Source organism: Oscillochloris sp. ZM17-4 (assembly GCF_019599295.1).
Classification (GTDB): Bacteria; Chloroflexota; Chloroflexia; order Chloroflexales; family Chloroflexaceae; genus Oscillochloris.
In genome coordinates this window covers 1-13043 of record NZ_JAIEWN010000009.1, presented here as the reverse complement: position 1 = coordinate 13043, position 13043 = coordinate 1, and the positions used below count along the sequence as shown (strand labels likewise).

11 protein-coding genes are annotated in these 13043 nt (G+C 69.9%); 2 read left to right on the top strand and 9 right to left on the bottom strand.

Going from position 1 to position 13043, the window contains the following annotated elements; translation table 11 throughout:
• From K2Z83_RS09215 to K2Z83_RS09195, 5 genes are all read right to left on the bottom strand, one after another.
• Positions 1 to 1899: DNA polymerase domain-containing protein (locus tag K2Z83_RS09215; protein WP_220594887.1), on the bottom strand; the 1899-nt coding region annotated here is incomplete at its 3' end.
• A 54-nt stretch (positions 1900 to 1953) separates the two neighbouring features.
• Positions 1954 to 3366, bottom strand: a complete 1413-nt coding sequence (der, locus tag K2Z83_RS09210) for a ribosome biogenesis GTPase Der (RefSeq protein WP_220594886.1) — start codon at positions 3364 to 3366, stop codon at positions 1954 to 1956.
• 51 nt (positions 3367 to 3417) lie between these two features.
• Positions 3418 to 5337 (bottom strand): glycosyltransferase family 39 protein, encoded by a 1920-nt coding sequence (locus K2Z83_RS09205; RefSeq protein ID WP_220594885.1) that lies wholly within the window; start codon positions 5335 to 5337, stop codon positions 3418 to 3420.
• Between the two features lie 138 nt (positions 5338 to 5475).
• Positions 5476 to 6522, bottom strand: coding sequence for a lysylphosphatidylglycerol synthase transmembrane domain-containing protein (locus tag K2Z83_RS09200; protein ID WP_220594884.1), 1047 nt, complete (start codon positions 6520 to 6522; stop codon positions 5476 to 5478).
• A gap of 35 nt (positions 6523 to 6557) precedes the next feature.
• Entirely contained in the window at positions 6558 to 8585 is a 2028-nt protein-coding gene (locus tag K2Z83_RS09195) for a glycosyltransferase family 39 protein (protein ID WP_220594883.1), read from the bottom strand.
• A gap of 334 nt (positions 8586 to 8919) precedes the next feature.
• Between K2Z83_RS09195 and K2Z83_RS09190 the strand changes: the two genes are divergently transcribed.
• A complete protein-coding gene (locus K2Z83_RS09190; RefSeq protein ID WP_220594882.1) occupies positions 8920 to 9291 on the top strand; it encodes a response regulator in 372 nt (123 codons plus the stop codon).
• 127 nt (positions 9292 to 9418) lie between these two features.
• Here K2Z83_RS09190 and K2Z83_RS09185 read toward each other — a convergent pair whose 3' ends face one another.
• The 3 genes from K2Z83_RS09185 to prfB all read right to left on the bottom strand — a co-directional run bounded on the left by K2Z83_RS09185 (position 9419) and on the right by prfB (position 12323).
• Complete coding sequence (locus tag K2Z83_RS09185; RefSeq protein ID WP_220594881.1) at positions 9419 to 9922, bottom strand: HIT domain-containing protein; 504 nt, start codon at positions 9920 to 9922, stop codon at positions 9419 to 9421.
• A 91-nt stretch (positions 9923 to 10013) separates the two neighbouring features.
• The gene (locus K2Z83_RS29595; RefSeq protein ID WP_220594880.1) at positions 10014 to 11222 is read right to left on the bottom strand and encodes a peptidase MA family metallohydrolase; all 1209 of its coding nucleotides are present in this window, start codon (positions 11220 to 11222) and stop codon (positions 10014 to 10016) included.
• Positions 11219 to 12323 (bottom strand): peptide chain release factor 2 gene (gene prfB / locus K2Z83_RS09175; protein WP_370650121.1). Its coding sequence is split into 2 segments (ribosomal slippage): positions 11219 to 12250 and positions 12252 to 12323, totalling 1104 coding nucleotides; the frame shifts between segments, so codons are not numbered across the junction. Before prfB ends, K2Z83_RS29595 begins: the two co-directional genes overlap by 4 nt.
• Positions 12324 to 12554: 231 nt before the next feature.
• On the opposite strand from prfB, the gene K2Z83_RS09170 reads away from it, so the two are divergent.
• A complete protein-coding gene (locus K2Z83_RS09170) occupies positions 12555 to 12758 on the top strand; it encodes a DUF4287 domain-containing protein (RefSeq protein ID WP_220594879.1) in 204 nt (67 codons plus the stop codon).
• On the opposite strand, the gene K2Z83_RS29825 is transcribed toward K2Z83_RS09170, so the two are convergent.
• Positions 12728 to 12874 carry a pyridoxamine 5'-phosphate oxidase family protein gene (locus tag K2Z83_RS29825; protein ID WP_370650119.1) on the bottom strand — a complete coding sequence of 49 codons (147 nt, stop codon included), beginning with the start codon at positions 12872 to 12874 and terminating at the stop codon, positions 12728 to 12730. The two genes, K2Z83_RS09170 and K2Z83_RS29825, sit on opposite strands and share 31 nt — an antisense overlap.
• Positions 12875 to 13043 lie beyond the last annotated feature (169 nt).

Genomic DNA, 13043 nt, shown 5'->3' with positions numbered 1-13043 from the left:
GCGCAGGTCGGCCACGGCGCGCAGGAACAGCTCGTGCAGCCCGGCCACATCGCCGAGCATCGTCAGGCGCATGGCCGCGCGCAGGAAGCGGTCGCCGAAGGGCTCGGCCCGCGAGGAGCGCATGGCGACGCCGCGCATGGTCAGCTGTCCGTCGTAGCCGAGCAGGGCGTAGTTCTTGACCTCGTGCGAGAACATGGCCCGGTAGCGGCCCTCGTACTCCAGCGTGATCCCGACGTGCAGCTCGGCGGCCACCTCGGCGACCAGCGCCCGCTCGGCGGCCTCGTCGTAGCTGGCCGGCACCGCGAAGTAGACCCCGTCGGTGTCGGCCTCAATCAGGGCCACGCCGCGGGCGCGCAGGGCGGCGATCACCTGGTCGAGCACCGCGCGCCCGCGCCTGGTCACCTCATCGGCGGCCTCCATGTCGCTGAACAGGCCCATCGTCACCGCGCCCATGTAGCCGTAGGCCGCGTTGATGATCAGCTTCATGGCGGCCTGGAGCGCGTGGTGGTGGCCGGCCTCCAGCGAGCCGGGCGCGGCGGCTTTGGCGGCGGCCTTGTGGCCCAGGCGGGCCTCCAGCACGTGGCCGACGATGCCCAGCAGGGCGCCCAGGCTGTCGCAGGCCGGGCCGATCCGGTAGGCCCGCATGAGCGAGGGGTAGAGCGAGGCGATGTCGGCCTTGACGACGCGCTCGGCCACGCCGGCGGCGAACAGAAAGAGCGCGCCGCCGCTGTGGCCGCCCACCCGCTCGCCGCGCGCCGCCGGGGGCGGGGGCGGGGCCACGCCGGCCCGCAGGTAGGCCCGCACCAGCATCGGCTCCAGGATGCCCATGGCCGGGCCGGCCCAGGCCACCCGCTCGTAGCGCCGCGGGGCCATGCCGGCCAGGGCGAAGGGTGCGGCCAGCAGGCGCGGCGAGAGCGCCCGCACCTCGGCCACGTCGTCCAGGGCGTAGCGCCGCACCCGCTCCGGGTCGCTCCCGTAGGTGGCAAAAACCTCGGCGCCGGGGATGTAGACCCGCTCGGGGCCGGCCACGCCGAAGTAGCGGGCCACGTCCTTCAGTCCGTGGCTGGGCATATCGCGGGCCACGAAGTCGTGGCGGCGCACCGCGTCCAGGGTGTCGAGCAGCTCGCGGCCGGGCAGGCTGTGGCGGTGGCCGCGCCCATCGCGCACCCGCTCGACCCGCCGGGGCGCCCCGGCCCGGCCCAGGTCGAGCGCCACCCCCAGGGCCTCGGCGCGGGCCACCAGGAAGGGCATGTCGAAGCCGAACAGGTTGTGGTTCTCGATGATGTCCGGGTCGCGCGCGCGCACCAGGGCGCAGAGATCGGCGATCAGACCGGCCTCGTCCTCGGGCCGCGCGGCCTCGATCGTCGTCTCCAGGCCAGCCGTATCGCTCACCGCCACCATGAAGATCCGCCCGCGCTGCGGGTCGAGGTCGGTCGTCTCCAGGTCGATCTGCATGCGGCGCAGGTCGGCGTAGACCATGCCGCGGAAGTAGACCCGCCCGCTCGACATGAGGTACTGCTCGACCGGGCCGACCCGGTAGTAGTCGTCGAGGTCGGCCAGCGAGTCGACGGGGCGGCCGAGGCGGCGGGACGCGCCCTGCTGGAGGGCGCGCTCCAGCCCGCGCAGGCTGCGGGCGGTGATCAGGAAGCGGTAGGCGCCGGGCGCGCCGTCGAGCTGGCGGTAGCTGACCGGGGCGCGCTCGTCGTCGGGGCGCAGTGAGTCGATGTGGGCCAGATCATCCAGGTGGGCGGCCAGCAGCCAGTGGCGGAAGGCGGCCTGCTCGCGCAGCACCCGCCCGCCCGCGCGGCGCCAGATCAGCGCCCGGCCCTCGCGGTCGGCCCAGACCGAGACGATGCCGGGGGTCGCATCCCATCCGTAGACCCACTCGGTGACTGCCATAACAATATACCGTGGGGCAACGGCGCAGTAAAGCTGCGCCGTTGCCCCACGGTATTACCCCTTGACGCTGCCCTGCTTGGCCGGCTTGCGGGTGGTCTCGCCATCGCCGCGCTTCTTCGGCTTATCGCGCTCGTTCTCGCGCGAGCGGAAGACGATCACGATCGGGGTGCCGCCGAAGTCGTAGCGCTCGCGCAGGCGGTTCTCCAGGTAGCGCTTGTAGGACCAGTGGACCAGCTCGCCGTCGTTGGCGAAGAAGAGGAAGACCGGCGGCTCGATCTGGGGCTGGACGGCGTAGTAGAGCCGCAGGTGGGCGCCCTTGCGCACCGACATCGGCGGCTGGTCGAGCACGGCCTGGCGCAGGAAGTTGTTCAGCTCGCCGGTGGGCACGCGCTTCTGGCGCTGGTCGTAGATCTCCTGGGCCAGCTGGATCACCCGGCTCACGCGCTGGCCGTTCAGCGCCGAGATGAACAGGAGCGGCGCGAAGTCGATGAACTTGAAGGCCTCGCGCACCTGCGTCTCGAAGGCGCCGTAGGTGGCGTTGTCCTTCTCGACGGCGTCCCACTTATTGACCAGGATGGCGATGCCCTTGTTGGCGTCCAGCACCATCCCGGCGATGTGGGTGTCCTGCGCGGTGATGCCCTCCTCGGCGTCGATCAGCAGCAGGGCCACGTCGCAGCGCTCGATCGCCCGCATCGTCCGCATCACCGAGTACTTCTCGATGCCCTGCTCGATCCGCCCGGAGCGGCGGACGCCCGCCGTGTCGATCAGCGTCACCCGCTGGCCGTAGTAGGTGATGTCGGTGTCGATGGAGTCGCGGGTGGTGCCGGGGACGGCGCTCACCACGCTGCGCTCCTCGCCGAGCAGCTTGTTGAGCAGCGAGGACTTGCCGACGTTGGGCCGGCCGACGATGGCGATGTTGAGGTGGCGCTCGACCTCCTCCTCGATCTCGTTCGGCTCGAAGGACTCGACCATGCGGTCCAGCACGTCGCCGGTGCCCAGGCTGTGGAAGGCGCTCATCGGGATGGGGTCGCCCAGGTTGAGCGCGTAGAACTCCACCGCGTCGAGGTTGCGCTCGGTGCTGTCGCACTTGTTGACGGCCAGCACCACCGGCTTCGATGTGGTGCGCAGGATATCGGCCACGTCGTTGTCGGAGGTGGTCAGCCCCTCGCGCCCATCGACCAGGAAGATCACCCCGTCGGCCTCGTCGATCGCCAGGCGGGCCTGCTCGCGGGTGCGCCGGCTGATCTCGGCCATGGGCAGCGTGGGGTCCTCGCCGCCGAACAGCAGGCCGGCGGTGTCGACGACGGTGAACTCGCGGCCGTTCCAGAACGTCTCGCCGTAGATCCGGTCGCGGGTGGTGCCCGGCAGATCCTCGACGATCGCCCGGCGCTCGCCGATCAGGCGGTTAAAAAAGGTCGACTTGCCCACATTGGGCCGGCCGACCAGGGCCACAATGGGCTTGGTCATACATATCCTCTCCGGCGGGCCGCTCGGCGGGCCGCACAATACTGAGGGGTATTATAGCAAACTCTGGGGGGGAGGATCTGCGCGGGCCTCCCCCGCGCTGAGGAAGCCTCGTCCGGCCAGCGCCGCGCCGACCAGCAGACAGATCAGCGCGATGCTCGCCCAGATCACCCCGACCCCGGCGATCGACCCGGCCGGGTATGGCAGCAGCGGCAGGTAGGCCCACCAGTAGTCCCAGAGCGGCAGCCGCACATCGCCCATCCAGACCCGCATCGCCGTCGTCTCGGCCGGCATCCCCTCGGCCGGCAGGCGGTCGCCCTCAACGCGCACGGCCCGCCCCCCGGCCGCCGCGCTCAGGTCGGCGATGTAGACGCCCAGCCGACCGGTGCGATCCCTCGCTGCCGGCTCCCACCCCGGCGAGCTGAGCGCGATCCGCGATGCGCCCGGCGGCAGCAGCAGGCGGTAGACGCGCCCCGGGCAGGGCGTGGCGTCGCTCAGGATCGTCGCGCCGCTCAGCCGCAGGCTCAGGCGAGTCGGCTCCGGGGCGGCCCAGCAGCTGTGGGCGGCGAGGGTGAGGGTCGTCGGCGCTCCGGCGGGCGGCCTGACGCGCAGCTCGGCGGCGGGGAGCGTCCAGCGAGGGAGCAGGCGCTCGCCCGCGCCCTCGCTCGGCGCGAAGCCGGCCCAGAGCACCAGCCGGTCGGCCGCCAGATGGCGCTGGTAGAGCCGGTCGATCCGGTCGAGCATCAGCTGGATGTGGCTCAGGGTCTGCGACGGCCCATCGCCAGCGGGGCGGTTGAACAGCTGGTTCATGTTGATGCTCAGGGCGGCGGCCTGCACCGGGATGGTCAGCACGGCCAGGGCGATGGCGGCCGCGCGCAGCCAGCGGGTGCGGCCGAGCGGATCGGCGGCCAGGGCGGCCAGCGGCAGGACGATAAAGGGCATGGCCGCGTTGAGGAAGCGCGGCCCCCAGGCCCCCGCGCCGTCCCATGCGTACCATGTGGCGTAGAAGAGCAGCTGGCTCAGGGGCATGGCTAGGCAGAGCAGCGCCGCCGCCCGGTCGCGCCGCCAGAGGGCCGATAGGCCGAGGGGTGCGAGCAGGCTCAGCGGCATGCACCAGATCAGGCCGCGGCGCAGCCCCCAGATCTGCCCGCCGAAGCCCTCCCAGAAAGGCGCGCTGAAGCTGCGCCAGATCGAGTCGCCGTAGCCGGTGCGCAGGGGAGAGCCGAACAGCACCGTGTTGTAGATAGCCAGGGCGAGCAGCGGCAGGGCTGCGCCCAACGCAAAAGGTAAAAGGGAAAAGGCAAGAAGCTCTTTACCTTTTACCTTTTGCCTTTTCCCTTCATAAAGCGCATAGAGCCCCAGTATCGGTAGGACGAGGCCGGCCTGGATCTTCACGGCGGGGGCCATGCCGGCCAGCAGCCCGGCCAGCAGCAGCGCCCGGCGGCGGGCCGGCGGGCCGGCGGGCCGCCAGATCAGCATGAAGCTGGCGAACCAGAGCAGGGCCGTTAGCGGCTCCGCGAAGAAGGTCTTGGTGTAGGGCCAGGCGGTGCTGCCCAGGCCGTAGGCCAGGGCGGCGAGCAGGGCGGCGCGATGTGGGGCCAGCCTTCGGCCGGCGCGGTAGACCAGGGCGGCGAGCAGGGCGGTGATGACCGGGTTGAGCCAGCCGACGGCGGCCCGGCTCACCCAGCCCCCCGCCTCGGGCGGCGCGGCGCGGGCGAGCAGCTCGCCCGCCCAGAAGAGCGGCAGCGCGACGATCGACTGGCCCGGCCCGTAGGTGCTGTACACCGGCGGCTCAGCGGGGCCGGGGTCGTTCAGGTAGAGCACGCCCCGCGCCCCGAGCGCATCGCTCATGTCGTACATCATCTCCTCGTCGATCGCGTACAGGTGCCCGCCTGTGGTGAGCAGGTACACCCCGAGCAGGAGCGCGACGATTGCGGCGGCCGCCCGCCCCGCATGCGGGCCTGTCGTAGCCATAGATCTCCCTGGAAAGGGTGCGCTGCGCCCTAGTGCAGATTCAAGCAGCCTTTTTGGACAAGATGCTGCGTGCTGTCTCATCGTATCGTAACGCCCAACCCCCGACTCCCAACTCCTAACCCCTGCGCTGAAAGCGCCCTAGTGGCGTGGCCCGCTGGGCTCGGTCGACGTGGTGGTGTCGGCGCCGGTCGCGCCGCGCATGCTGGCCCCGCCGAAGAGCAGCACCAGGCCGCCCAGCGAGCTGACTGTCAGGCGCACGGTGAAGGCGGTGAAGGCGAGGGCCAGGGCGGTGCCGCTCATGACCCCGATCTGGCTCAGGTAGAGCGTGAACACCATCTCGCGCGCGCCGAGGTTGTTGACGAAGATCGGCGCGAGGCCGACGATATCGGTCAGGGGCACCATCAGCGCGAAGAGCAGCAGGGGCGCCTGGATGTGCAGGGCCAGCCCGCAGACGTAGTGCAGCCCGATCCAGAGCGTGTGGAAGAGCAGCGAGAGGCCCATCGCCCTGATCATCGCCCCCCTATCGGCGGCGTAGATCCCCAGCGAGCTAGCGATGCTCTGGAGCGGCTTGCGGGCGGTCTTCGGCAGGTATCTGTGGAAGCGGCGCAGCAGCCAGGGCGCGCTGAACGATGCGGCCACGGCGGCCACCGCGACCAGGGTGAACCCCAGGGCCAGCAGGGTTAGGGTCGGCTCGTTCACCAGGCGCGCGCCGAGCAGGTCGGTCGACGTGATCAGCAGGGCCACGTTGGCGATCAGGCTGAGCGCAAGAAAGCCGGTGAGCCGCTCCATGAACACCGAGGCGCTCGACTGGGCGTAGCTGCCGATCCGCCGGCCGAGCTGCACGATGCGGATGGCGTCGCCGCCCACCGAGGTGGGCAGGAAGTTGTTGGCGAACTGGCCCACAAAGTAGATCCCCAGCAGCCAGCTGTAGGGCTGCTGCTGGTTATGGGCGCGCAGCAGCACGCCCCACTTCAGCGCGCTGATCGCGATGCAGAGCACCTGGATGAGGGCGGCCAGCGCCAGCAGCCGCAGGTCGGCCTGCTGCCATGTGGCCCAGATGCTGGCCGGGTTGGCCTTCCAGATCAGATAGGTGAGGAGCCCGCCGCTGACCAGGAAGCGTATGATCAGCAGGAGGATATTGGTGGTGCGGCGCGGCGCGGCGCTGTCGGGCGGGCGGGATGTCATGGTGTTCTCCAGAGGGCGCACACACGGGTGCGCCCTTACGGGGCGGCGTCAAGCGTGACCTCGCCCAGGAGCAGCGCGTCGCCCCCGGCCACCGCCGGGTCCGCGGGGGTGCCCTCGGTCAGAGGGAGCCGCGCGCCGCCGGCCGGGTCGTAGAGGCCGAGCGTGATCGTGTAGGCCCCGGCGGGCAGGCCGGCGGGCAGGTCGATCGGCAGCGGCACCGCGATCTGCTGGCCCGGCCGCCACTGGCCGCTCGGCGGGTACGTGGCCCCGCCCGGCGGCACGTCGATGCCGGCCACCCGCTCGCCGCGCGCATCATAGAGATGCAGGAAGAGCGTCACGTCGCCGCCCACCGGCCCGGCCACATCCCACGATGGCGTGATGATCAGGCGCGATGGCTCCTGGGCCAGGGTGTAGCCGCGCAGGCGCAGGCCCGCGCCGAACCGGGCCGGCGCCGGCGTGGCGAAGGGCTTCGGCAGCTGGTAGATCCAGGCGTAGTCGATCCCGTGGATCGTCACCGTCCCCAGCGGCGCGGTGGTCTGGATCCGCCCGTAGCGCTCCGGGTCGGCCCCGCGCTGGATCGACTCGCGGTAGGCCACCGCGTAGTTGGCGGGCACCGCGCCGAGCACATCGATCAGCTGCACGGGCACCGGCACGAAGGGCTGGAGCGTGGGCGGCAGCGCCGAGAGCACCTGGCCGTCGTCGATGTCGGGCCGGGCGCTCAGCCACGCCCCCACCTGGTCCATGCCCTCGCCCCAGCCGATCAGGAAGATGTTCTGCGCGGCCCGCCCGCCGCCGAGCAGCGGGTTGTAGTAGCTCAGATAGTAGGGGTGGTACCAGGCCAGGGTCAGGCCCTGGAAGAGCAGCACCACGGCAATTGCAGATTGCAGATTGCAGATTGCAGATGTTGCCCAATCTGCAATCTGCAATCTGCAATCTGCAATTGAGGCGAGCCCGATCGCCGAGAGGGCCATGATCGCCGGCCAGGCCGGCAGGATGTAGCGGTCGAACTTCTTCGGCCCGGCCGTCATCACCAGCGCCCAGAAGAGGGCGAATGCGGCCAGGGCCAGCGCGCTGGCCCGCAGATCGCGATTCGGCTGCCGCCAGAGGGCCAGGGGCAGCAGCAGCAGCCCGATGCTCTCCAGGGGGGTGAGTCGGTAGACGCCGGCCAGCGGGTAGAAGAGCGCCCCCGGGTCGGCGTCGCTGCGCCCCAGGAAGAACTGCCCGTCGCCGTTGGCCCGCCCGCCGTTGCCCACGATCTCGCCCACGTAGCTGCCCAGCGCCCGCCCCGGCGCGGCCCACAGCGCCGGCCAGAGCGCGAGCACCACCAGCCCGGCCACGCCCAGCCAGAGCAGGTAGCGCGGCACGGCCCATCTGATCGCATCTGACCAGCGATGGATGACCAACGACCAATCGCCCCGCCCCTCGTCCATCGCGCGCCGCTCGCCATACAGCGCCACCATCGCCAGCCCCACAAACGGCAGCACGATCAGCGCCGGGCCTTTGGTGAGCAGGGCCAGCCCGCAGATCGTCCCCGAGAGGGCGAGCCAGGGTAGCGGGCGGGCGGCGCGGCATGCGGCCAGGGCCGCCAGCACCGTGAGCGCGCAGAGGTCGGCCAGCAGCGCGTCGAGGTGCAGCAGGCGCCCGTGGGCCACTAGGAAGGGCGAGGTCGCCCAGAGCAGGGCGGCGATCAGCGCGGCGGAGGGCCGCAGCAGGCGGCGTAGCAGCAGGAAGCCGGCCGGGATAAGCAGGGCGTGGGCCAGCGCCGGCCCGAGGCGCAGCCACGCCAGGTGGCCGAGCGTGTCGGGCGGGGCCGCCAGGCCCAGCGCGACGGCCGTCCGCTCAAGCATTAGCCCCAGGCCGCCGAGCCACATCAGCGTGACGCCGGGGTGTCCGGTGAGGATCGTGTCGGCCCAGCGCCCCTCGCCGATCGCCGCGGCGAACCGCTCGGTGCGCGTGATCCAGTGGTACGCCTCATCGGTGGTGAGGAAGTCGCGTAGGCCAATCGCCCGCGGCAGCAGGGCGGCCAGAAAGACCAGGGCGACTTGTGCGCGCGAGCGTTGCATCGGCGCGATTATAGCATAGAAGCCCTGGCGTCTCTGGCTTTTTGGGCCTCGTGCAAGCAGGGCATGTGCAACGTCGCTGGCGGCTGAAGCCGCGTCGCGGGGACCTGGGCCGCGACGGGTTCGTCTCCGGCGAGGGCTGTGCAACGTGCGCGCCCTGCCGGCGCGACGTCAGTCGCCAGCCAGGGGGGCGCGCAGGACGTTGCCCATGCCCTGCTCGTGCAAGGCGTTCAACATCCTCTGGTATAATAACGGGCGTTATCTAAGGCCAGAACTATGGAGCAGGAATAGCGCAGCCGAAGCCCGGCCGCGCCATGGCCATGCAGAAGGGTGGCATATGACGCAATCCAAGGGCACTATCTTTATTATGGACGATGACCTGGCGCTGCAGACGGTGCTGGAGTATGCGCTGCGCAACGCCGGGTACGATGTGATCCTGGCGCGCGATGGCCATGAGGGGCTCCAGATCCTAGAGAATATCGCCCCGAGCCTGGTGATCAGCGATATCATGATGCCCAACATGGACGGCGTTGAGACATTCCAGCACCTGAAGGAGCGGCTTCAGGACGACGGCATCCCGATCATTATTATGACGGCGCTCAACCGCAAGCCCTGGTTCGCCGATCTGGAGGCCGAGGGCGCGGTGATCTTGCAGAAGCCCTTCGAGGTCGATCGGCTGATCGATATGATCGATATTACCCTGGGCTGACCCTTATAGGTGTGCCTCGCAGGCACATGCTTCACTGGTTCTGCTGCGGCGTGGCTACGCCACACCGCAGCAGAACCAGTTTTTTTGTGGGAGAGCGAAGCTCTCCCACACCCTCACCTGGCACACGTCAGGGCAGCAGCGCGGCGAAGGCCGGCCGCAGGCGGTCGTAGGTCGCGTCGAGATCCTCGGGGATGAGCTTCGTCCCGCCCACGATCGGCATAAAGTTGGTGTCGCCGCTCCAGCGCGGCACGATATGCATGTGCAGGTGCTCGGCGATGCCAGCGCCGGCGATGCTGCCCAGGTTCATGCCGAGGTTAAACCCGTGCGGCTGATACACATCGCCCAGGATGCTCACGCAGCGCCGGGTCAGTGTGAACAGCTCGCCCGCCGTCGCCGCATCGAGGCCGGGGAGATCGGCGGTGTGGAGATAGGGCAGCACCATCAGGTGCGCCGTGTTGTAGGGGTAGAGGTTCATCACCACCAGGCAGGTCTCGCCCCGGTGCAGCACCAGGCTATCGGCGTCGTGCTCCTGCGGCCCCTTACCCATCGCGCAGAAGACGCAGCCGCCCTCGCCCGGCGCACCCTCACGCTTGATATAGGTCATCCGCCAGGGCGTAAACTTTGTCTCCACATTTCCTCCCCTCGCATCGCTGAGACACTGAGATGATGAGACACTGAATATGCTCCCCCAGTGATTCAGTGATTCCGTGCCTCAGTGATGCTTATCCACGCCGAGCATCCGCAGCCCCACGAGCAGCACCGCGCCGAGGATGATCACCCCGCTGACGCAGCAGACGGCGGCGGCGCTCAGGGTCGCCCAGGCCGGCAGACCCTCCAGCCAGCCGATGAGCGCCGACGGGCGATCCTCGAAGGGCTGGTTGGGCTGGCCTGCCGCGCCGCCAAGCGCTGCCGAGCTTCTCCTCGCCGTAGGTGTCCAGGATGTGCTCGACCATATCGCGGCTCTGGGCGTAGGAGAGCAGGGCCTGGTTGGGGTCGGCCGGGAAGCTGGAGGCCAGCGCCTCCAGCGGGATCAGCCGGTTCTCGGCGGCGGCCTGCGCCACCATCGTGTTGAAGTCGCTGTCGCGCACCTCCTGGTTATGCACCGCCAGCCCCTCATCGAACCAGGGCGGCGCGCCGCCGTAGGGGTTCTCGATCGCCTGGTGCAGCACCTGGTGCGACAGCTCGTGCGGGACGATCCGCCGCACCTCCGCGTCGTCGCCGGGGGCGATCGCCGCGATGATCACGCCCAGGGTCGGGTTGGCCTGCCCGCCGATCCACTCCGCCGAGTTCGACTGGAGCGCCGAGCGCATGTCGCCGTTCGTCGCGTAGATGTAGATCCGCACTGGCTGCGCGAGCTGGGTGCCCAGCTCGGACTGGAGGCTGGTCAGCGCCCGGTCCACCGCGCCCGCGAGGTCGTCGCCGAACGACTCGCCGCCCTTGTACCAGTAGACGGTCACATCGCGCACGGTGCGCTCGCTCCAATTGAAGCGCTCGTCGTGGTAGACGAAGCGCTGCGGCTCGCTCTCCAGCGTGTTCCCGTCCGCGTCGCGGATCACCCAGCGGAAGGTCATCTCGGTGCCGGGCGGCGAGTAGTAGACCTGGGTGTCGAGCGTGTGGTTGAGGGACACGCTGCGGCCCGCCGTCACCGGCAGGTCGACGATCGTCAGGGCGTCGCTGCGGGTGGCCCCGTAGAGCAGCTGTACCTGGCTGATGTCGGCGGCCCCGCTCTCGGCGCTCAGCGAGAAGACGATCTGGTTGGGGAAGTCGGGCCGCGCCTCGCTTGTGGTGACGCTGATCGCGCCGCCCTGGCGGGCCTGGGCCGGCGCGGCCAGCAGCGCGGCGAGTGTGATGATGATCAGCGCGCCGATATGCCAGAGGGGCGCGGCGCGCCGCGTCTCCCTGGCCCGACGCCATGTGGCCAGCTGTCTCATTGGCTCACGCTCCAGCGCAGGTAGGCCTCGATAAAGGGGTCGATCTGACCATCGAGCACCGCCTGGACATTGCTCGTCTCGTGGTCGGTGCGGTGGTCCTTCACCAGGGTCGAGGGGTGCAGGTAGTAGGTGCGCATCTGGCTGCCGAAGGCGGCGTCGCGGTACTCGCCGCGCAGGCGGGCGTGCTCCTCGGCCTGGCGCTGCAGCTCGCGCTCCAGCAGGCGGCCGCGCAGCACGCGCAGGGCCGTCTCGCGGTTCTGGATCTGCGAGCGCTCATTCTGGCAGGTGACGACGAGCCCGGTGGGCAGGTGGGTCAGCCGCACCGCCGAGTCGGTCGTGTTCACGCCCTGGCCGCCCTTGCCGCCGCTGCGGAACACATCGATGCGCAGGTCGTCGGGGGTGATCACCACCTCGGGGGCGTCGTCCACCTCGGGCACCACCTCGATGCGGGCGAAGGATGTCTGGCGGGTGTGGGCGGCGTTGAAGGGCGAGAGCCGGATCAGGCGGTGGACGCCGGACTCGGCGCGGATGTTGCCGTAGGCGTAGGGGCCGCGCAGCTCGAAGGTGGCGCTCTTGATCCCGGCCTCATCGCCCTCGCTCTGGTCGACCAGGTTCACCGTGTAGCCGCGGGCCTCGGCCCAGCGCATATACATGCGCAGCATCATCTCCGCCCAGTCCTGGGCGTCGGTGCCGCCCATGCCGGCCTGCACGGTGACGAAGGCGTCGCGGTCGTCGTAGCGGCCGCTCAGCAGCAGGGCCAGCTCGCCCTTCTCAAGCTCCTTCTGGGCGCCGCGCAGCTCGGCGGCGAGCTCGCCGTAGAGCGACTCGTCGTCCTCATCCTCGGCCATGGCGATCAGCTCGCCCAGGCCGGAGAGCCTGGCGTCCAGCCCCGTCCACTGCTCAACCTCGCCCTTGAGCCGGGTGAGCTGCTGCATCACCGCCTGGGCCGCCCGCGGGTCGTCCCAGAGGCCCGGCTCGGCCGAGCGATCCTCCAGGGTGGCTATCTGCTCCTGCTTATGAGCCAGGTCAAAGATGCCCCCGGATAGACTCGAAGCGGGTGCGCAGGGTCTCCAGATCGCCGCGTAGATCCTGGGTGCTCATCGAGGTCTCCTTCCAATGCTATTCCGACCGTCATGCTACCATACCCGGCCGGCCCGCGCTACCGCCGGCCGCCAGGCGGCGGGGCTTCTGCAACGTCACCTCGTATAATCTCCCGGTGAAGGATGTGATCGACCGATCCGGAGGAGTCTAGGTCGCGAGATTCGTGCATCACGTACGCGAAGCGTTCACGCTGCCGCAGAGACCGCACGCAGCGCGAGCAGAGGAGCATCGATGTCATTCCAGGCATATATCGACACCATCAAGGCGAAGACGGGCAAGACGCCGGAGGATTTTCGGCAGCTGGCCGAGGCGAAAGGCTTGCTCAAGCCAGGCATCAAAGCTGGTGAAATCGTCGCCTGGCTGAAAGAAGACGTTGGGCTTGGCCGAGGCCATGCGATGGCCATCTACGCGACGTTCAAGGGGAAAGTGGAATAACCGACCACAAACCTCCGGGTGCCCATCGCTATGACGTGGGGCTGGCCATGATCGTCCACCGTGGCTAGCCGGGCCACCCGCGCGGTCTGGAGCACCTCCTGTTGCCAGTCGGTCATTCCCTCCCCTGCGCCGCGAGCAGTGGTGCCAGGGCCGCGTTGAGCGCCGCGTAGCCCGCCGGGCTGAGGTGCAGCTCGTCCTTGGCGTAGGTCGGGCGCACGTAGCCGTCGGCCCCGGCCAGCACCGCCGCGCTGATCCGCCGATGGTTCACCGTGGCGTAGTCGGTGC